The organism is Streptomyces sp. WY228, from assembly GCF_019287315.1.
GTDB classification, from domain to species: Bacteria; Actinomycetota; Actinomycetes; order Streptomycetales; family Streptomycetaceae; genus Streptomyces; species Streptomyces caviscabies.
Window position 1 is genome coordinate 4,864,691 of the sequence record NZ_CP079114.1, and the last position, 19,199, is coordinate 4,883,889.

Sequence of the window (19,199 nt, forward strand, 5' to 3'; positions counted from 1 at the left end):
CCGTGCGGGCTCTGCTCTGGCCGGCCTTCCTCGTCGCCTCACCCGTGCTGCTGATCGCAGGAGCGCCGATCCGCCGCCGCTACCTCCGCCACATCTACCGCGACGGGGCCCCGCCCCTGCTCGACAAGGAGCGCGGCCACGTCAGCGCCCACTACTTCGTCGCTACCCACCCGCTCTTCGCATGGCTCGGCCGGGAGTGAACGGCCTTCAGACGACGTCGAATTCATTGCCCTCGGGATCCTGCATGGCGGCGGCGTAGAAGCCGGCCTCCGGCTCGTCCTTGATCCGCAGCACGGTGGCGCCGGCTTCGACCAGCCGTTCCACCGCGGCCTCGACCCGTCGGGTGCGTTCCTCCAGCGGGACGTCACGGCCCCCGCCGACCTTCAGGTCGAAGTGCCACCGGTTCTTGGCGGCCTTCGGCTCCGGGACCGCCTGGAACCACACCCTCGGCCCCCGCCCGGCAGGATCGACGATCGACTCCGGTACGTCCCCGGCGCCGGGCGGCAGCTCTTCTGCCGGCACCCCCATCGACGCCCAGTAGGCACGCCACGTGGCATGCCCGTCCGGCGCGGGCTCGGGAACGTAACCCAGGGCCTCGGACCAGAAGGCCACCATCCTCTGCGGGTCGGAGCAGTCGATCGTCAGCTGCAGCGTCATCTCCATGCCCCGAGCGTTCCAGACGGGGCCGACAGCCACCCCTACTGCACCTCCGCCCGGTCCCCGGTCGACGACTTCGGGCCGGAGGTGGTGTTGCCGAAGTACGTCCAGCGCCAGGTCCCGGACGTGGTGGCCTTCCGCGCGGGCTCCGGCGCGGCGTTGACCGTGATCGGTCCTCGCGGCTGACTGTAGGACCGGGGAGGGCCGTACGGGGTTGTGCGCGGTGCGGCAGCGATGCGGTCACCCGCCGCCCGGCGCGCGCACCAGGAAGACGTCGACCTGGTCCTGCGACTCAACGACGAAGCCGTGGCGTTCGTAGAGCCGACGGGCGGCACTGCCGTTCAGGACGTTCAGGCCGACGGTCAGGGCCTGTGCGTCCGTTCGCTCCAGCAGCGAGTTCAGCACGGCGGATCCGAGGCCTCGGCCCTGATGCCTCGGGGCCAGGTAGAAGTGCTCCAGCCACAGTCCGTCCTCGGCGGGCCGGACCGTCACGCAGCCCGCGAGCTCACCGTCGACCGTGATCACCGATGTGTGCCGCGCGGAGAACGAGTCCCGCAGCCGCTGCCGTACCCGGTGCTCGTCGTAACGCCCGAGGCGTTCCAGGTCCGCCCGCATGACCGTGGCCCGCAACTCCGCGATCGGCTCGACGTCGGCCGGTTCCGCGGCGCGCAGCGCCCAGCCCCTGGCCGGTGCCGGGGCGGCCCGCGCGGGCACCGCCGTGGTCGGCCGCGTACCGCTCTCCGGCCGCCAGGAGGCCTTCACCACCTACGGGACCCGGGCCACCGCGACGTACATGCCGCTGTGCTCCTGCTCGGGCGCGGGGGTTCCGGTGTACCACTCCGGGGCCTTCACCAGGCCGGGGGCGACGATCTCCAGGCCCTCGAAGAACCGGGAGAACTCCTCCCGTGTCCGCAGGGCCAGCTGGATGCCGCCCTTCTTGTACTCGTCCCCGGCCTGCTCCCCCTTCTCCGCGTTCACGTCGGACGCGCCGTGGGACAGCACGACGTAACTGCCGGGGGCCATGGCGTCCGTGAACGTACGGATGATGCCGATCGGGTCCTCGGCGTCCGGGAGGAAGTGGAGCAGGCCGAGGAGCGACAGGGCGATCGGGCGGTCGAAGTCCAGGGTCTCGCGGGCCGCGTCGAGGATGATCGCGGGCTCGCGGACGTCGGCGTGGACGTAGTCCGTGACGCCCTCCGGCCGGCTGATCAGCAGCGCCTCCGCGTGACGCAGGACGATGGGGTCGTTGTCGCAGTAGACGACCCGGGCCGAGGGGCGGATCTCCTGGGCCGTCTGGTGCAGGTTCGGCTCGGTGGGGATGCCCGTGCCGATGTCCAGGAACTGCGTCACGCCCTGGCCCGCCAGCCAGGCGGTCGCCCGGTTCATGAAGGCGCGCTGCTGGTGAGCGCCGATCTTCGCCTCGACGGGCAGGAGTTCGGCCACCTGCTGGTCCACCGGGTAGTTGTCCTTGCCGCCGAGCAGCGCGTCGTAGACCCGCGCCGAGTGGGGCTTGCTGGTGTCTATCGGGGGGTGAGGCGCCTGTGCCGTCATACCGAACTCCAGATACACGTGGTGTGGACCATTCAGTCGACGCAGTCTGCCACACGCCTACGGAGCCCCGGCGGAGACCCAGTGACCCACCAGATCCGCGTAGAGCGGGCTGCTGTCGAGGAGTTGGGCGGGAGTGCCGACGGCCGTGCGCTCGCCGTCGAGTACCAGGACGCGCGGCGCGCGCAGCGCGGAGCTGATGCGGTGCGCCACCACGACGAGCGTGGTGCCCCGGGTCGCGAAGGCCCGCTCGGCCCGCTCCTCGGCCGCCGGGTCGAGGTGGCAGCACGCCTCGTCCAGCAGCACGATCGACGCGGGGGACAGATGTGCGCGGGCCAGGGCCACGAGCTGCCGTTCACCGGAGGAGAGCGGGGGCCCGTCCAGCCCGACGGGCGCGTCCAGGCCGCCGAGCCGGTCCACGAGGGTCCGGGCGCCCACGGCCGTCGCCGACGCGAGGATGTCGGTGTCCCGCGCCTGTGGACGCAGGTAGCGCAGGTTGTCCCGCACGGTGCCGGTGAACACGTACGCCTCCTGCGGGATCAGGGTCACCGCCCGGTGGAGCCAGGCCCGGTCGACCTCCGTCACGGGTACGCCCCCCAGGGTCAGCCGGCCGCTGTCCGGCCCGGCCAGCCCGGCCAGCAGCGTGGTGAGAGTGGACTTCCCCGCACCGCTCGGCCCGACGACCGTCAGATGTGAGCCGGCCGGGATGTCGAGGGAGAGCCCGTCGATGACGGGTGCCGCTCCCGGGCCGTACGCGTAGACGACGTTCACCAGGGACAGGTCCGGGGAACTCGGGGTCAGCGGGGTCAGCGGGGTTCGCGGGGTCTGCGGGGTTCGCGGGGTCCGTCGGGTTCGCGGGGGGAGGGCCGGGCCTTGACCCCCCGGGGGGCCGGGCCGCGCTTCACGTGTCGAGCGGCTCAACTGGCTCAGTACGGTCGCCAGTTGCACGCCCCAGGAGCCGAGTACGGCGACGAGCGAGCGCAGGGCCGGAGCCACTCCGCTGACCAGGTAGCTGGTCGCGCCCAGCAGTTCGCCCACCGACAGCGCACCGCTGTCCAGGAGCCGTGAGGCCGACAACAGCAGGACCAGCAGCGGGAGATGACTGCCCAGCGACACCAGCAGGGTGTTGGCCGACGCGGTCCGGGCAACCGCCCTGGCCGCGTCCCGGTGGTCGGTGATCCGGGCGGACAGCTCGTCGGCCACCCGGTCCCGGGCGCCGCACGCGACGACGTCCCGGATGCCGTCGAAGGTCTCGCCCGCGACGCCCGTGAGGCGCTCCTCCGCCCGCAGTTGGCGGCGCTGGCGGCGGGCGAGGACGCGGAGGCGAGGGACGCAGAGGAGCAGGGTGAGCAGGACCGGGGGCAGGGTGAGCGCCGCCACCGGGGCGGACAGGGCGGCCAGGCCCACGAACGCCATCAGCAGGGAGACGCCCAGCTGCCGGGCCGAGCGCAGCAGGGCGGACACCAGCGACCGCACGGTCTCGACCTGTACCGTCAGCCGGGCCACGCCCGCGCCCGCCGTGTCCCGGGCCCCCGCCGCCGCGCGCTGCACGGCCCCCGCTGCCACCGCCGTCACCAGGTCGTCCCGCAGCGGTTCCACGATCCGCCCCAGCCACGGTGTCAGGGTCCGGGTCATCAGGGCGCGGAAGACCATCGCGGCCCCGAGCAGGCCGATCCAGAAGAAGCCTTCGGCGGGCCGTTCCGCGAGGAAGCCCCGGTCCAGGGCGGCGGCGACGAGCAGCCCGGAGGCGAGGGCCGGAACCGCCTCCAGCAGGGACCATCCCGCCACCGCGACCGCCGCCCCGCGGTGCCGGCGCAGGAACCCGGCGAACAGGTGCCGGTCGATGGGGCGCGGGGCTGCCTCGCTCATACCGGCTCCTGGGCGTGCGGGTTCGTGTGCGGGGGCGTGTCCCGGCCGGTCCACGCTTCGGCTCCGGACCCCGTATCGCGGTCCGGGGCGGTCTCCGGGCCGGTGCTCGCCGCGAACAGGGCCCGGTAGTCGTCGAGTTGCCACAGATCCGCGTGCGGGCCCAGGGCGCGGACCCGGCCGTCCTCCAGCCAGGCCACCAGGTCGGCCCGCGCGGCGGTCGACACCCGGTGGGCGATCAGCACCCGGGTGCGGCCCGACCAGGCCGAGGCGAGCGCGGAGCCGACCCGTGCCTCCGTGGCGGTGTCCAGGCTCGACAGCGCGTCGTCCAGGACGACCACCGCCGGATCGTGGACCAACGCCCGGGCGAGCCCCAGGCGTTGGACCTCTCCGCCGGAGAGCGGTGCCTCCGTGAGCGGGGTGTCGTAGCCACCCGGGAGGCGGGCGATGAAGTCGTCCGCCCGGGCGGACGCGGCAGCCGCCGTCACCTCCTCGTGGGAGGCGTCCGGGCGGGCGAAGGCGATCATCCCGGCCACCGTCGTGCCCAGCAGCGCGGGCCGCTCGAAGGCGTAGCCGACGGCGGCGCGCAGGGCCTGGGGGCTCAGCTCCCGCAGCGGTACGCCGTCGATGGCGACCAGGCCCGCGTCGGGCTCCCGCAGTCGCCCGATCAGCGCCGCCAGGGTGCTCTTGCCCGCCCCGGACCGGCCGACCACCGCGAGCGCCGTGCCCGCCGGGACGACGAGGTCCACGGCGTCCAGGACGGTCCGGGCGCCCGAACGGACCGTCACCCCCGACAGGGTCACCGTGCCGGAGCCGCCCGCCGGGCGCGCGCGGGTGCCGGGGGCCGGGACCGGCTGGTCGACGACCTCGGCGACCCGGCGCGCACCGGCGGCCGACATGCCGAGCGCGAAGAGGGCGTCGAGCTGGTCCAGCGCGGCCATCGCGAGCGCCGTGTAGCCGACGACCGCGGCGAGTTCGCCCGCACTGATGTCACCGCGGAGCAGGGCGAGACCTCCGGCACAGAGCACCAGCACCTCCACGGCCGGGATCAGCAGGCCCACCTGCCACCCGGTGTCCCGCTGGAGCGCCCAGACGCGGTGCCCGGTGCGGGACAGTTCCGGGAGAGGATCCAGGACCCGGCGGGTCTCGGCCGCCGCCGTGCCGCTCGCGCCGATGGTCCGGGCCCCGCCGAGCGCCTCCAGGAGCAGGGCGGAGATCCTTCCCTGGGTCTCCTGGTACCGGAGGAACAGCCCCGAGCCGCGGTTCATGAACATCCGGGCGATGAGCGCCAACGGCGGTACGCCCAGCGAGAAGCAGAGCCCGATCCGCCAGTCGAGCAGCCACAGCGCGACCACCCCGCCGAGCGAGGTGAGCACCGCCGTCGAAGCGGTGACCAGCGTGACACCGGCCGACCCGGCCTGCGCGCACCCCGCGGAGAGCCGCCCCGCGAGGTCCCCGGCGGGAAAGTCCGCCGTCCCCGGCACCCCGGCGTCCAGGGCGCGCCGGGCCAGGGACCGGCGGAGGGCGGCCACCGTGCCGGAGCCGTACCCCCCGTTGGCGAGGGTCTGAAGGGCACCGGTGGTGACGACGAGGGCGAGGAGTGCGGCGCACACGAGGACGGGACCGGTGACGGACCGCCGGGCGACGACCGCGTCCAGGGCCCGCGCCATGGCCCAGGGGAACGCCAGCGTGCCGGCCGACCCCAGGACGGCTGTGGCGGAGGCGAGGACGAACCAGCCACGCGTCCGGGCGGTCGCGTCCCACACCAGTCGCCGGGGAGACGTCATCGAACTCCTTCCGGCCGTCCGTGGCTCCCGCCCGGGGGCGGGCGGGCACGGGTGACGGGCACGGATCGCGGTGAGTCGTGCGTACGGGAGACACGGCGTGCGCCGGACGGGCCCGGGAGGGGCCCGTCCGGCGCACGGCTGCTACTGCTGCTCGATGCTGGTGATGGAGCAGGTCCAGGTACACGTCCGGGTGCAGCCGGCCAGCGCGACGGACTCCTCGCCCTCCAGGGTCTGCAGCTCGTCGACGTCGACGGTCATGGTGTTGTCGATCATGGTGGTGTCCTTTCGTCGTGAGTGATGTGCCCGAACACCGCCGGGGACCGGCGGTGTCGCACGGCCGCGTCGGCGACCGTGAGTTCAGGGGGAGCGAGGGTGCGGCGGCGGTCCGGGGCCCGGGCCGTCAGGAAGCTCACCAGCCGGTCGGTGAGTCCGGCGCCGCCCCGCTCCTGGAGCGGATGGTGGCCCGCTCCCGGGATGTCGAGGCAGTCGTGGGGTGCGAGTGCGCGCTGCGGGCCGCCCGCCCGCGCCAGGGCCTGGCGCAGCCGACGCGTCTCGTCCACCGGCACGACGGGGTCGTCACAGCCGTGCAGGGCGAGCAGCGGTACGCGGATGCGGTGGGCGAGGCGTTCGACGTCCCGGGGGCCGAGGTCGTCGTCCGGCGGCTCGCCCAGGCCGTGCCGGTCGATCAGGGCGCGCACGGCGGGCGACGACCGCTCGCGCAGTCCGCGCGCGGACAGGAACGGGGCGATCACCGCGCAGCGTGCCCAGGCGTACGGGTCGGCGCACACCGCCAGCAGCGCGAGGAAGCCCCCGTAGCTGGTGCCGAGGAGCACGGGCGGTTCGGCGTCCGGCGGGCGCTGCTCCGTGAGCGTACGGACCAGGGAGCGGATGTCCGCGAGGTCGGGCACGCCCCAGGCGCCGTGGATCGCCTCCGCGTGGGCCCGGCCGTAGCCGGTGCTGCCGCGCTGGTTGGGGGCCACCACCGCCGCCCCGGCGTCCGACAGGCGCGCGAGCACCGGGTCGTGGCCGAGCGTCCAGTGGTCCTCCGGGCCGCCGTGCAGCGCGACGACGACGGTGGGCGCGGTGCGCCGGTCGCCCAGGACGACGGCCTCGAACCGCCCGGACGGGGTGGCGAACCACTCGGTCGCGGCGTGCGAAGTCCCCTCCGCGTCAGGGGTGTTGGAGGGTGCTCCGAGGCTGCTGGACGGGGCGTCGTACGAGGCGGGGTCGGGGTGCGCGGCGGTCGAGGCGGGGTCGGGGTGCGCGGCGGTGTCCGGGACGGTGACCAGGTCGGTGGGACGGTCCGGGGTCGCGTACACGACGCGCAGCCCGCCCGTGCTCCAGCCGGCGACGGGGTGGAACGCGCCCGGCGGCAGCGCGGCGGGCCGGGGCCGGTCCGCCCCCACGTCGTACAGGAAGAGGCGGGCCCGCGCGCCCCGGGTGACCCGCAGCGCCACCCGCTCACCCGCCGGGTCGGCGGCCAGCGGAAGGACCGCGCCGTCCAGGGAGTTGAGCCGGTCCGGGAAGCTGAGCCGGGTCCGGTCGCCGAGGGCCGCGTGGGCGATGCGCAGCCGCCCGTCGCCGGGGTCGCTCGCCGTCAGCAGCAGCCCCGAGGCCGGTGCCGAGAGCAGCAGCCGGTGGATGCGGCCGTTCGCCGGGGACGGGAGAGCGCGCCACGTCCCGTCGCGCAGGTCGAGGGAGACCGGGCGGTATCCGTCCGGCCCTTCGAGGTCCGTGGCGTAGCGGCGGCCCGTCCCGTCCAGCGGCAGGAGGGCGGTCACCCGGCCCGGCAGGATCACGGGATCGCTCAGCCGCAGTGGCGTGGCACGGACCCGCCGGACGCGGGTACGGCCGTCGTGGGTGGTCTCCACCGCCAGCGCGAGCGTGCCGGGCGGCCCGCCGGGCACCAGGCGCAGGCCCCGCGCCTCGACGGCCAACTCCTCGGGCGGGGCCGGGTCCTTGAGCCCGGGCCCGGCCGGGGACGGGCCCCTGAGTTCGCGCTCGGCCGAGTACGGCACCCGGGGCCCGGCGAGCGAAGTCCCGGTGGCCGTGGCCGCGGCCGAGGCGGGCGCGGGGCGGGACAGCAGGAGCAGGTGGCGGCCGGAGCCCGCCGCGCCGCGCAGTCGCAGCAGCCCGCCGTCCTCGGTCGGCAGCACCTGGGTGGCGGTGGTCTCCGCCGGGGCGCCCTCCCGGTAGCGGGGCGGGTCACCGGCGTACGGAGGGTGCGTGCCGTCGAGGTCCCACCACCCCGGGGCCAGCGCGCCGTCGGCCGTGGCCACCAGACAGGCGGCGAACCGGGACCGTGCCGAGAAGCGGAAGCTGATGCGCTCCGGCCGCCGGGTCATCGCACCCCCACCGCGGTACGCGGGTGCCGGTCGGCGGGCGCGAAGAGTTCCGGAGTGTCCGGCATCCAGAGCCGCGGGCCCCCGTCCCGCAGGCGCAGCAGCATGCCGACCGTTCCGGCGACACCGGTCTGGTAGCCGCCCGTGACCGCCTCCAGCGACTCGTCGGGCACCACCAGCAGGCCGTCGCGTCGGACGGCACGGGTGTGGATGCACGCGGCCAGCTCCCCGGCCCGGTCGCGGTACCGGGGGTCGTCGAGCGCGGCGGACATGTCGAGCAGGAACTCCGCGTTCCCGGCGAGCCCGTGGCAGGCGGCGGGGGAGGAGAGCCACATGGCCTCCCGCACTCCGGCCGCCGCCTGTACGGCCGCCTCCCGGTGGCGTTCGTCGCCGGTCCGGGCCCAGAGCCGGACCAGGAACGTGCCGATGCCCGAGGAGCCGCTGCACCAGTGCGTCTGCCCCACCGGTCCGTCGGCGTCCCGGTCCCCGGCCGGCCAGACCGCCCGGCCGTGCTCGAACCGGGCCAGGTTCACCAGGGTGTCGCCCGCCCGGCCGGCCGCCCAGAGGAGCCCCTCGTGTTCCGCCGCCACCCCGGCGGCCAGCAGGAACGCGCCGATCCCCGCGATGCCGTGGGCGAACCCGTAGTGGCGGGCTCCGGCGAGGTTCGAGTCGAAGGCGGCCGGGACGGGCCAGATCACCCCGGCGGGGTGATCCTCGGCCGCCGCGATGATCGCGTCGGCGCAGGCGACCGCCCGGTCGCGGAAGACCGGATCACCCGTCGTCCGCCAGAAGTGCAGCTGGGTCATGCCGGCCCCCGCCGCCCCGTGGCAGATGTCCCGGTTGGGCCAGTCGACGGGGACCGCGCGCGCCAGTGCGGACGCCTCGGCGGCGACGTCCTCGTCGCCCAGCAGCAGGGCCGCGTCGAGGAGCGCCCAGGCCGTGCCGGAGCGGCCGAAGTGCAGCCCGGGCAGGAGCGTTCCGTCGGGTGTCCGGCCGGTGGGAAGACCGGCGAGACGCCGCCGTGTCCACTCCGTCAGCTCCGCCACCCCGCGCCGGACGTCGGGCCCCGCGCCCGCCGCCGCGGCCCGGGTGAGCACGGCGAGGACGCCGGCCGAGCCGTACTGGACGTTCAGCGGGTCGGTGGTCGCGCCGAACGCGCTGACGTCCCAGAGGTGTCCGCCGCTGCCGGGACGGGTGCGGAGCAGGTACGCGATGCCATCGGCGATCAGCCGCTCGCGCTCCTCGCCGGACAGGGCCGGAACGCCGCTCCCACCGGTGGCGCCCGGGCCCGTCACCCGGGTTCCGCCGGTCTCTCCGTTCCTTCCGCTCCCTCCGCCGGTGGGCCGGTGGCCGGATCCGGGCAGCTCCGCGAGAGCCTTCCGTACCCGGGGCAGCTCCCAGCGTTCCTCGGGGAGCGGGGCGCAGAGGGCGAGGAGCAGGGGCAGAAGCGGTGCGGCCCAGGCGTGATCGGCGACCGCCGCCGTGATCAGGGCCTGCGTACGGTCGCCGATCGGGCGGTCGTCGGGGACCAGGAGCATGTCGACACCCGTCGCCAGGTGGAGCAGCACCGCGCCGAGGCCGTAGAGATCGCCCGCGTACGTGGGAGCCGTGAAGTCGTAGTCCCGCAGCGAGGACACCTCGGGGCCGACATAGCCGGGGGTGTACCCGCGGCGGACCGGGACGCCCTCGGGAGCCAGGTACTCGACGTCGATGAGCCGGACCCGGCCTTCCGGCGTGACCATCAGGTTGTTCGGCGAGAGGTCGCGCAGCACCCGCCCGGTGCCGTGGACGGCCGCCACGATGTCCACGATCTGCCGGCCCAGGGCCAGGAACTCCGCGAGGTCCCGCACCGGGTGCTCCACCAGCCGGTCGCGCAGCGTCCGCCCCGGCACGAATTCCTGGGCCAGGAACAGGTTGCCGCCCTGGGCGAACACCTCGATCGCGGCCGGAGTGAAGCCCAGCGGGGCCAGCGCCTCCAGCGTCTCGGCCTCGTGGCGCAGGGTGTCCTGGAGGTCGGTGCCGTCCATGCGGACGCCCACGTGCGCCCGCGCCTCCTTCACCACGACCTGACGTCCGGTGGTCTCGTCGGTCGCGCGATACACCCCGCCCTTGAAGGCGTGCCGGATCGCCTTGGCGACCATGTAACGGCCGTTGAGGCGAACGGACTTCCTCCCCGGTGTCCGCGTCGGTGTCCGCTTCCGCGGTCCGGTCGGCTCCTTCTCCTTCTCCTTCTCCTGTTCCTGCGACGGGCCCGGCGTGGTCTCCGGAGAAGCCGTCGGCTCCGGGGAAGCCGCCGGTTCCGGGAACGGCGGCGGCGCCCACGCGGGGGTGGTGACCCAGGCCTGACGCCGGTCCTTCTCCAGCCCGCCGCCGGGGTTGCGCAGCCGTACGTCCGTGTCCCCGTCGTTCGTCGTCGTCCGCACCCCGCCGAACACCCCGTAGCGGTAGTGGACGAGGCTGCCCGGGGCGTACGGCCGGTCCGAGAGGATGCGGGGGCCGCGCAGTCCCAGCGTCGCCGCGTGCAGCCGCCGGGCCAGCCGGCGGAACAGCTCCGGGTCGTCGGGGTAGACCGTGATGAACTTGCCGCCGCCACCGCGATCGGCGCGCCCGCCCGTCAGCAGGGCGACCCGGTCCAGGGCCCCCGCGAACTTGAACGAGGCCCGTTCCTCCACCAGGACGTCGGCCGCCACCGCCAGGACCAGGGCCGCGGACAGCGGTGTGGCCGACAGGTGCAGCTTCCAGCCCTGCTCGCCGCTCCGGTGGCCGCGCGGCCGGACCGAGCACCAGAACTCCCCCTGCTCGACCGTCCATTGCGTCGCACCGCGCCGGTGCAGCACCCCTTCGACGATGCCGGGCAGCAGGCCGGTGTCCAGCGCGAAGAAGCTGCCGCCGTCGTGTTCGTCGCGGTCGGTGCTCACGGGCGATCCTTCCTTGCCGGTGCGGTGAGGTGGCAGGACCCTGACGGTCCGGGCGGAGCCGGTGCGCGGTGCGGAAGCGGCGATGATCTGATGTGACGAGCAGTCATATGTGTTTCGGCCAGGGCGCATCGAAAGATCTGCCGAGTTGTCCGGGAATCGCGGACCGTCCTCGGCCACCTCTGCCTATCGTGGCCGCGGGCGATCCCCCGATCGCCACGGGTGACGTTAGCGGTGCGCCGAGGGGCCGGTGCACCACCCGTTCTGGGGGGTTGCGATCAAGGGGGGCCGTCGGATCGACAGAACCGAAACCGGGCTGCACCGGGCCCGGAAGACCATGGTCATCGCCACCGCGCTGTATCGCGGCAGCCACCTGGTCGCCGGGGGCGTCGTGGTCGCGCAGCACCAGCGCGACCGCCTGTTCCCGTGGCTGGCTCTGAGTGCCGCCATCGCGTCCACCGCGCTCATCTGGTTCATGGCGGCCCGGCACCGGCGGCTCGTTCCCTGGGTCGTGGGACTCGACGTCCTGGTGATCGGCTGCCTGCTGCCCTTCGGCGCGTACGCCTGGGGCGGGGCCCGCACCCAGGAGTCGGTCGCCTGGGTCATGCTCCTGGGCGGATCGGCCTCGGCGATGGCCGCCGTCGCCTTCGGAGCGCGCCTCCTCGCCGTCGCCGTGGCCCTGCTGGTGGCAACCCATCTCGCCGGGTACCTCATGGTGGCGGCGGACGCCGCCGTGACCGGCGCCCATCTGAACGCCCTGGTCTTCTCCGCCGTCGTGTCCTGGGTGCTCACCTGGTACCTCTGCCGGCAGGGCGAGCAGGTCGATTCGGCCAACCGGCGGGCGCTGGCCGCGGAGGCGCAGCGGGCCAGGTTCGCGGAGCGCGTCGCCCATCACAACGCCCTGCACGACACCGTCCTCGCCACGCTGACGGCCATCGCCCGCGGCGGCGTCGACGCCAACACCTCGATGATGCGCGAGCGTTGCGCGCGGGAGGCCGCGTACCTGAGAAGGCTGGTCGAGCAGGCGGACGACCGTGAGCCGGCCTCCGAGGTGCGGGCCGCACTCGAAGAGTCCGTACGCGCCGCCGAAGCGCTGGGGCTGCGGGTGACCGCCCGCTACCACGAGCCGCCCGCCGTGCCCGGCGAGATAGCGCTGGCCATGGCACGGGCCACGACCGAAGCCCTCAACAACGTACGGTGCCACGCCGGTACGGGACACGCCTTCCTGACCGCCGTCGGCGACTCCGGCCGGCTGATCGTCACCGTGGTCGACCGAGGCCGGGGTTTCGACACCGGATCCGCCGGGCCGGAAGGAGCGGGCGGACCCGGCGGACCGGACGATGCGGGCGGAGCCGCCGGACCGAGGGCATCGGGCGGAGCCGCCGGACCGGGGGTGTCGGGCGGACCGGAGGGGCCGGTCGGTCCCGTCCGGCAGGCCACCGGCGGGATCGGGCTCGACCGTTCCGTGTACGCCCGGATGCGCGGCGTGGGCGGCCGGGCCTTCGTGGACAGCGCCCCCGGCGAGGGTGTCCGCGTGGAGCTGAGATGGCCGGGGTGATCACCGTCGCCGTGGTGGACGACGACCGGATGCTGCGCGACGGCATCCGGTCGTGGTTCGCGGGAGTCGAGGAGCTGGACCTCGTCGCGTGCGCGGCCACCGTCGACGAGTTGCTCGCGGGCCCCTGGGCGCCGCCGGACGTCGTCCTGCTGGACCTCATGCTCCGGGACGACCGGCCGCCCGCCGACAACATCCGCCGCCTTCGGGCGGCCGGCAGCCGCGTGCTGATGATCAGCGTGGTGGCGGACCGCGACCGGATCGTCGCCGCCGTCACCGACGGCGCCGACGGCTTCCTCACGAAGGACCACGAGCTGTCCGTCCTCGTCGAAGCCGTCCGCGAGATCGCGGCCGGGCGCACCGCCCACTCCCCGGAGCTGGCCTTCGCCCTGGCCTACGACCGGGGCTCGACCCGCCCCCGGCTCTCTCCCCAGGAACGCGAGGTGCTGGTGGGGTACGCCTCCGGGCTCACGTTGAAGGCGACCGCCCGCCGTGCCGGGATCACGGTGAACACGGCGAAGTACTACCTGGACCGGGTGAAGGCCAAGTACCAGGAGGCGGGGCGGCCCACCTACACCAAGATCGACCTGGCGACCCGGGTCCGCGAGGACGGCTGGCGTTGACCCGCAGGCGGGCGGCATCCGAGGATCGCTGGTGTGAGCCACCCTTCTGACCTGCCGCCGCCCTCGCCCGAGCCCTCGCCCACGGGCGAACCGCCCCGTACGGACGGCCCGCCCTCCCCCTGGGCCCCGCCGTCGCACCCGCCCGCACCGGCCTGGCCGGGCGGACCGGCCGGGCAGGCATGGCAGGGCGGGCAGGGCTGGGACAGGCCCCCGGAGTGGAGCCGCCCGCCTTCCGGGCCGGTGCGCGCGCCCGCCGGCTCCCGCTACGACGAGCAGGGGCGCAACGGGCAGGGCGGACGGTTCGGCTGGCTCGGCGAGCTGGCGGTCGTCGTGGCGCTGGTCGTGGTGGGCGTCCTGGTCGTCAGCATCGCCGGGTTCGTCGTCGCGGAACTGCTGGACGCGGGGCCCGAATCGGCGGACAGCGAACTCTTCTTCGAGGACCCGGTCGCCGATCTCGTCGTCCAGCTCCTCGGCATCGCGATCGGCATCCCCATCGTCCTGCTGGCCGTCCGGCTGCTGGGCCGCCGCCCCGCCGGAACCGTCTCCTCCGTGGTCGGGCGGATCCGCTGGGGCTGGCTCCTGCGGTGCGCCGCCGTGGCGTTTCCGCTGATGATCGTGCAGATCGGCCTGCTGATCGCGTGGACCTGGAACGACGAGCCGCTCGGGGAGACGGGGACCGGATTCCCGGGGTGGCCGGTCTTTCTGCTGAGCCTGGCCGTGGTGCTGGCGCTCGTCCCGTTCCAGGCCGCTGCCGAGGAGTACGTCTTCCGGGGCTGGCTGGTCCAGGTGATCGGCCGGGCCGTGCGGACGCCGTGGCCCGCGATCGTGATCGCCTCCCTGCTGTTCGCCCTGGCCCACGGGTTCGGTGAACTCTCCGGCTTCCTCCTGCTGTTGTACTCGGCGCTGTGGTGGGGCTGGCTGGTGATCCGTACCGGCGGCCTCGAAGCCGTGATCGTCATGCACGTCGCGAACAACCTGCTGGCCTTCGGCCTGGCCGCCGGTTTCGGTGAGCTGGCCAGTACGGAGACCGCGGCCGACGCGCCCTGGCAGGCCATGGTGGTCGAGCTGGTCTTCGCCCCGCTGTACTGCCTGACCATGGCCCGGATCGCGGACCGCCGCGGGGTCGAGCGGGTGAGCCCTTGAGGGGCCGGGGTCGGGGCCGGCCGGGACGGGAGGATCTGTGAAGCGTACGAGGCTGTGGAAGTCCTTCGTCCCGGTGGTGGTGAACCTGTTGCTCGGGATTCCGGCCGTGGTGCCGGTCTTCCTGATCTGGTACGTCCTGTCCAACGGGCCCCTGGCGGAGCTGGGGTGGACCCAGCGGGAACCGACCGAGAACGACGGGATGTGGCTGTGGCTGGTCATCGTCGTCCCGGTGGTGGCCTGCTTCGGAGGCCTGTGGACCCTGCTCAACCTGTGGATGCGGCGCCGGCTGATCGCTGCGGCGTCCCCGTACCCGTACTGGTCGCTGGCGGTGACGCTGACCCTCGCCCCGTTCCTCCTGGGCGCCGCCTTCGGCTGAGCAGCGCGGCGGTGCAGGCCAGGGCGGCGGCGAGACCGGCCGCCGTACGGAGGAGCACGTTGACCGACGGGGGAAGGTGCTCCACCGCCGAACCGTCGGAGTAGAGGCAGGCGTTGCGCAGGGGCCAGAACTCCTGGTGCAGGCCGGCCAGCGGGGCGCCGGACCTGTTCACGTCCTCGCACAGTGCGGGGAACGGCCCGCCCAGGGTGACGGAGAACCAGCCGCAGCAGTACCCGGCCGTGGCCGCGAAGCCGCAGAGCAGGGCGAGGACTCCGAAGATCCTGGCCGGCGAGCGGGGCGGGTTCTTCAGCAGGAGGACGAGCACCAGGACGCAGGCGGCCCCGGCCACCGCGCTGATCAGCAGAAACAGGCCCATCAGTGGTGTCGGCACGGCCCCATCCTCTCGCGGCCGGGTCGGAGCCGGCCGGAGGGGGCCGGGGAGGGCCGGGGAGGGCCGGGGAGGGGCCGGGGATGGGCAGCCGGGTCGCGGAGATCAGGCGGGTCGGAACGGCACGGTCAGCTGCGCCTGGACGTGCGCCCGCAGCACGCCCGCCATGTCCGTCGTGCAGTCGCTGATCAGCCACTGGATCTGGAGGCCGTCCATCAGCGCGATGAGCTGCTGCGCGGCCGCCGACGGATCGACGTCGTCCCGGAGTTCGCCCGCCTGCCGGGCCTGGAGGTAGGCGCGTTCGGTGTTGGCGACGGACGTACGGTAGCGGGCCTCGAAGTACGCGTGGGCCGGGTGGTCGGGGGCGGTGGCCTCCGCCGCGACCACCGAGAACAGCTCGACGATCCCGCGCCGCTTGGCGTTCAGCTCCGCGAGGTCGGTCAGCCGGCGCAGATGGTCGATGCCCCGCGTCACGCCCAGCGACAGCCACTCGTCGTCCACGTCGTCGCGGCGCTGGAGCACGGCCAGGAGCAGGGCTTCCTTCGTCGGGAAGTGGTGCAGGAGCCCCGGGTGGGAGATGCCGCAGCGGGTGGCGATGACGCGCAGCGAAGCGCCCCGGTAGCCGGCCTCGCCGAACTGGGCCATCGCCTGGTCGAGGATCTCGGTCCGCTTGGCCCGGCCCTTGGCGTAGCCGCGCCGGGTTTCCGGGGTCACGCGTATTCACCCGTTGTCATCGGACGCCTTTCTCGTTCCGCCCCAGATTCTCACAGGGGCGAATACTTACCAAGCGGTCGGGATTGAGCGTACGGTACTGCGGAGTGCCGTCATGGCTGTCGTGGCCGTCGTGAGAGGAAGTCCTGTGGGTCTCAAGCCGCCGTATCTCGACCCCGAGCTGCCCGTCGGGGAGCGGGTCGCCGACCTCCTGGGGCGCATGACGCTGCCCGAGAAGGTCGGCCAGATGCTCCAGCTCAACGCGAAGGAGGGGGTGCGGCACCTCGTCGAGGACCTGCACGCCGGCTCGATCCTGCACGCCTCGCCGGACCGGGTGCGCGAGGCCGCCGCGCTCACCGCGAAGACCCGGCTGCGCATTCCGCTGCTCGTCGCCGAGGACTGCATCCACGGACACTCCTTCTGGGAGGGCGCCACGATCTACCCGACGCAGCTCGGGATGGCCGCCACCTGGGACCCGGAGCTGGTCGAGCGGATCGCGCGGGCGACGGCGGTCGAGGTCGCGGCGACCGGAGTGCACTGGACGTTCTCGCCGGTGCTCTGCATCACCCGGGACCTGCGCTGGGGCCGGGTGAGCGAGACCTTCGGCGAGGACCCGCTCCTGATCGGCGAGCTGGCCTCCGCGATGGTGCGCGGCTACCAGGGCGACGGCCTCGACGACCCGACCGCGATCCTGGCCTGCGCCAAGCACTTCGCCGGGTACTCCGAGACCCAGGGCGGCCGGGACGCCAGCGAGGCGGACATCTCACGGCGCAAGCTGCGCTCCTGGTTCCTGCCGCCGTTCGAGCGGGTCGCCAAGGAGGGCTGCCGTACGTTCATGCTCGGCTACCAGTCGATGGACGGCGTGCCGATCACGGTGAACAACTGGCTGCTCAACGAGGTGCTGCGCGGCGAGTGGGGATACACCGGGACGCTGGTCACCGACTGGGACAACGTCGGCCGCATGGTGTGGGAGCAGAAGGTCTACGCCGACTACGCGCAGGCCTCGGCGGCGGCGGTCCGGGCGGGCAACGACATGGTGATGACCACGTCGAACTTCTTCGAGGGGGCCCAGGAGGCCGTCGCCCAGGGCGAGTTGGGCGAGACGGAGATCGACGCCGCCGTACGCCGCATCCTGACGCTCAAGTTCGAGCTGGGCCTCTTCGAGAACCCGCGCCACCCCGACGCCGACCGCCAGGCCGCGTTCATCGGCAGCGCCGCGCACGCCGAGCTGAACCTGGAGGCGGCCCGCCGCTCGCTGGTCCTGCTGACGAACGACGGCACGCTGCCGTTCGCGGGCGGCCTGGCGGCCGGAGGGGAGGGGCGGGCCAGCGGGCCCGGTCCCCGTACGGTGGCGGTCATCGGCCCCAACGCCGATGACGCGCAGACCCAGTTGGGCGACTGGGCGGGCTCCTCCGGGCAGGCCGACTGGCTGCCGGAGGGCCAGCCGCGCGCCATGATCCGTACGGTCCTCGACGGCTTCCGCGACCAGGTGCCCGCCGACTGGACCGTCTCGTACGCGCCCGGCGCCCGGATCCTGGATGTCGGGCCGGACCCGGAGGGGGAGTTCTTCCCGGACGGCCAGCCGCGCCCGGAAGTCGTCCACCCGGCCGCCCCCGACGCGGAGTTGATCGCCGAGGCCGTGGCCGCCGCCGAGGCCGCCGACCATGTGGTGGCCGTCGTCGGCGACCGGATCGAGCTGATCGGCGAGGGCAAGTCGACGGCCACGCTCGAACTCGTCGGCGACCAGGTCGCGTTGCTGGACGCGCTGGCCGCGACGGGGAAGCCGCTCGTCGTGGTGGTCATCAGCTCCAAGCCGCTGGTGCTGCCGCCGTCCGCGCTCGGTGCGGCGGCGATCGTCTACGCGGCCAACCCGGGCATGCTCGGCGGTCAGGCCGTCGCCGAACTGCTCCTCGGGCTGATCGAGCCGACCGGCCGGCTGCCGCTGTCCTTCGCCCGGCACGCGGGCCAGCAGCCGACGTACTACAACCAGGTGCGCGGCCAGCACGGTACGCGCTACGCGGACCTCACCCAGCGCCCGGCGTTCGCGTTCGGCGAGGGGCTGAGCTACACGACGGTCGACTACACCGGTCTGGAGGTGCTGACGGCGGTGGTCGACGAGTCGGAGACCGTACGGGCCCGGGTCACGGTGACCAACACCGGTGCGCGGCCCGCGCTGGAGACGGTGCAGGTGTACGTGAGCGACACGGTGACCTCGGTGACCTGGGCGGAGAAGGAGCTGAAGGCCTACCGCCAGGTGGAGCTGGCCCCCGGGCAGTCGCGCGAGGTCCTCTTCGAGCTCCCGGCCGCCGACTGCACGCTCGTGGACGCGGCGGGCCGCCGCATCGTGGAGCCGGGCCGCTTCGAGCTGCTGGTGGGCCCGTCGTCCCGCGACGAGGCGCTGCTGCGGGGGGAGTTCACGGTCAAGGGCTGAGCCCCGGACCGTGACGGCCGAGCCGCCGATGGGACCGCCCCGCGCCTGACCGCGGGAGCGGTCCCATCGGTGATGTCCCCGTAGCCGGCGGACGTCGGCGGATGTCAGCGGACCTCGAAGAAGTCCACGTTGTGCCGGTTGACCTTGATGCCGAGCTTGACGAAGCCGCCCTTGCCGTCCTCGCCCGCGTACTTGCCCCAGTACTGGCAGTGGAAGCCGGTCTCGGTCTCCTCGTCCACGGCCTTGGCCGCGGGCAGCTCCTCGCAGGAGAGCTTGCTGATGTCGGAACGGCCCTTGTTGGCGGTCCAGAGCCGGTCGTAGGCGTTCTTGGCGACCAGCAGGCCCTTCTTCGGGGTGCTGTTGTAGAAGGTCAGGAAGCTGCCCGGCTTGTACTTCTCGCTGATCTCGATCTCGTACGGGACGGTCGCGCCCTCGTACGTCACGTTGCAGATGCTGACGGCACTGGCCTTCTGGGTCACCCCGTCCGGGCAGTTCGCGCTGGTCTTCCCCGGCACCTTGAGGCGGCCGAGCAGGTCTTCCTGGAGCTTGTGCTCGACCTTCTCGGTGAACGACGCGCCGTTGGCGGGCTTCGGGGTCACCTTGAGCTTGGGGTCGGAGCTGGACGCGAGGACGTCCGGCTGCGGCCCGGTCACCGGGACCGCGAGGTCCGCGCCCGGCTCGGGAGCCTTGGCCTCCTCGCTGGGGGCCTGGCCGGCGGAGCCGGACGATCCGGCCGATCCGGAGGAGCCGGCGGAGTCGTCGCTCGACGAGGAGCCGCAACCGGCCGCCAGAATGCCGACGGCGGCCAGCCCGATGAGGTTCTTGGAGATACGCATAAAGGGAGCCTAAGTTGCGCC

Annotated in this window: 17 protein-coding genes; 6 read left to right on the forward strand and 11 right to left on the reverse strand. The window is 73.9% G+C overall.

Annotated elements, in window-relative coordinates; genetic code table 11:
- The first annotated feature begins 2 nt into the window (after positions 1 to 2).
- Positions 3 to 200, forward strand: a complete 198-nt coding sequence (locus tag KV381_RS21230) for a hypothetical protein (protein ID WP_256995130.1) — start codon at positions 3 to 5, stop codon at positions 198 to 200.
- Between the two features lie 7 nt (positions 201 to 207).
- On the opposite strand, the gene KV381_RS21235 is transcribed toward KV381_RS21230, so the two are convergent.
- The 8 genes from KV381_RS21235 to lanL all read right to left on the reverse strand — a co-directional run bounded on the left by KV381_RS21235 (position 208) and on the right by lanL (position 11,118).
- Entirely contained in the window at positions 208 to 663 is a 456-nt protein-coding gene (locus KV381_RS21235) for a VOC family protein (protein ID WP_218786001.1), read from the reverse strand.
- Between the two features lie 234 nt (positions 664 to 897).
- On the reverse strand, positions 898 to 1,329 hold the full coding sequence (locus KV381_RS21240; protein ID WP_030628175.1) for a GNAT family N-acetyltransferase: 432 nt from the start codon (positions 1,327 to 1,329) through the stop codon (positions 898 to 900).
- 93 nt (positions 1,330 to 1,422) lie between these two features.
- A complete protein-coding gene (locus KV381_RS21245) occupies positions 1,423 to 2,208 on the reverse strand; it encodes an SAM-dependent methyltransferase (protein ID WP_030087458.1) in 786 nt (261 codons plus the stop codon).
- A gap of 57 nt (positions 2,209 to 2,265) precedes the next feature.
- On the reverse strand, positions 2,266 to 4,074 hold the full coding sequence (locus tag KV381_RS21250; RefSeq protein ID WP_218786002.1) for an ABC transporter ATP-binding protein: 1,809 nt from the start codon (positions 4,072 to 4,074) through the stop codon (positions 2,266 to 2,268).
- A complete protein-coding gene (locus KV381_RS21255) occupies positions 4,071 to 5,858 on the reverse strand; it encodes an ABC transporter ATP-binding protein (RefSeq protein WP_078611280.1) in 1,788 nt (595 codons plus the stop codon). The genes KV381_RS21250 and KV381_RS21255 overlap by 4 nt, the downstream gene beginning before the upstream one ends.
- A gap of 141 nt (positions 5,859 to 5,999) precedes the next feature.
- Positions 6,000 to 6,131, reverse strand: coding sequence for an ALQxL family class IV lanthipeptide (locus KV381_RS21260; protein ID WP_189460106.1), 132 nt, complete (start codon positions 6,129 to 6,131; stop codon positions 6,000 to 6,002).
- Positions 6,128 to 8,203, reverse strand: coding sequence for a S9 family peptidase (locus KV381_RS21265; protein ID WP_218786003.1), 2,076 nt, complete (start codon positions 8,201 to 8,203; stop codon positions 6,128 to 6,130). Before KV381_RS21265 ends, KV381_RS21260 begins: the two co-directional genes overlap by 4 nt.
- Positions 8,200 to 11,118: a class IV lanthionine synthetase LanL gene (gene lanL, locus KV381_RS21270; RefSeq protein ID WP_218786004.1), complete on the reverse strand. Its 2,919-nt coding sequence runs from the start codon at positions 11,116 to 11,118 to the stop codon at positions 8,200 to 8,202. Before lanL ends, KV381_RS21265 begins: the two co-directional genes overlap by 4 nt.
- A gap of 334 nt (positions 11,119 to 11,452) precedes the next feature.
- Here lanL and KV381_RS21275 point away from each other — a divergent pair, with 334 nt between their 5' ends.
- The 4 genes from KV381_RS21275 (at position 11,453) to KV381_RS21290 (ending at position 14,812) form a co-directional block, all read left to right on the forward strand.
- Positions 11,453 to 12,673 carry a sensor histidine kinase gene (locus KV381_RS21275; protein WP_143665917.1) on the forward strand — a complete coding sequence of 407 codons (1,221 nt, stop codon included), beginning with the start codon at positions 11,453 to 11,455 and terminating at the stop codon, positions 12,671 to 12,673.
- Positions 12,661 to 13,293: a response regulator transcription factor gene (locus KV381_RS21280; RefSeq protein ID WP_030087470.1), complete on the forward strand. Its 633-nt coding sequence runs from the start codon at positions 12,661 to 12,663 to the stop codon at positions 13,291 to 13,293. The genes KV381_RS21275 and KV381_RS21280 overlap by 13 nt, the downstream gene beginning before the upstream one ends.
- A gap of 240 nt (positions 13,294 to 13,533) precedes the next feature.
- Positions 13,534 to 14,436, forward strand: a complete 903-nt coding sequence (locus KV381_RS21285) for a CPBP family intramembrane glutamic endopeptidase (protein WP_030628187.1) — start codon at positions 13,534 to 13,536, stop codon at positions 14,434 to 14,436.
- Between the two features lie 37 nt (positions 14,437 to 14,473).
- Positions 14,474 to 14,812, forward strand: coding sequence for a hypothetical protein (locus KV381_RS21290; protein WP_193463750.1), 339 nt, complete (start codon positions 14,474 to 14,476; stop codon positions 14,810 to 14,812).
- On the opposite strand, the gene KV381_RS21295 is transcribed toward KV381_RS21290, so the two are convergent.
- Together KV381_RS21295 and KV381_RS21300 are read right to left on the reverse strand one after the other, a co-directional pair.
- Positions 14,700 to 15,203, reverse strand: a complete 504-nt coding sequence (locus KV381_RS21295) for a hypothetical protein (protein ID WP_218786005.1) — start codon at positions 15,201 to 15,203, stop codon at positions 14,700 to 14,702. The genes KV381_RS21290 and KV381_RS21295 overlap by 113 nt on opposite strands.
- A gap of 102 nt (positions 15,204 to 15,305) precedes the next feature.
- Complete coding sequence (locus KV381_RS21300; RefSeq protein WP_218786006.1) at positions 15,306 to 15,914, reverse strand: TetR/AcrR family transcriptional regulator; 609 nt, start codon at positions 15,912 to 15,914, stop codon at positions 15,306 to 15,308.
- Between the two features lie 145 nt (positions 15,915 to 16,059).
- Between KV381_RS21300 and KV381_RS21305 the strand changes: the two genes are divergently transcribed.
- A complete protein-coding gene (locus KV381_RS21305) occupies positions 16,060 to 18,342 on the forward strand; it encodes a glycoside hydrolase family 3 N-terminal domain-containing protein (protein ID WP_218786007.1) in 2,283 nt (760 codons plus the stop codon).
- Positions 18,343 to 18,446: 104 nt separating this feature from the next.
- On the opposite strand, the gene KV381_RS21310 is transcribed toward KV381_RS21305, so the two are convergent.
- Positions 18,447 to 19,178: a hypothetical protein gene (locus KV381_RS21310; protein WP_030628194.1), complete on the reverse strand. Its 732-nt coding sequence runs from the start codon at positions 19,176 to 19,178 to the stop codon at positions 18,447 to 18,449.
- Positions 19,179 to 19,199 lie beyond the last annotated feature (21 nt).

Bases quoted from the DNA above. Each gene is read 5' to 3' on its own strand.
- KV381_RS21235 (WP_218786001.1), bottom strand. From the start codon at position 663: ATGGAGATGACGCTGCAGCTGACGATCGACTGCTCCGACCCGCAGAGG.
- KV381_RS21245 (WP_030087458.1), bottom strand. From the start codon at position 2,208: ATGACGGCACAGGCGCCTCACCCCCCGATAGACACCAGCAAGCCCCAC.
- KV381_RS21250 (WP_218786002.1), bottom strand. From the start codon at position 4,074: ATGAGCGAGGCAGCCCCGCGCCCCATCGACCGGCACCTGTTCGCCGGG.
- KV381_RS21255 (WP_078611280.1), bottom strand. From the start codon at position 5,858: ATGACGTCTCCCCGGCGACTGGTGTGGGACGCGACCGCCCGGACGCGT.
- KV381_RS21260 (WP_189460106.1), bottom strand. From the start codon at position 6,131: ATGATCGACAACACCATGACCGTCGACGTCGACGAGCTGCAGACCCTG.
- KV381_RS21265 (WP_218786003.1), bottom strand. From the start codon at position 8,203: ATGACCCGGCGGCCGGAGCGCATCAGCTTCCGCTTCTCGGCACGGTCC.
- KV381_RS21275 (WP_143665917.1), top strand. From the start codon at position 11,453: ATGGTCATCGCCACCGCGCTGTATCGCGGCAGCCACCTGGTCGCCGGG.
- KV381_RS21280 (WP_030087470.1), top strand. From the start codon at position 12,661: ATGGCCGGGGTGATCACCGTCGCCGTGGTGGACGACGACCGGATGCTG.
- KV381_RS21310 (WP_030628194.1), bottom strand. From the start codon at position 19,178: ATGCGTATCTCCAAGAACCTCATCGGGCTGGCCGCCGTCGGCATTCTG.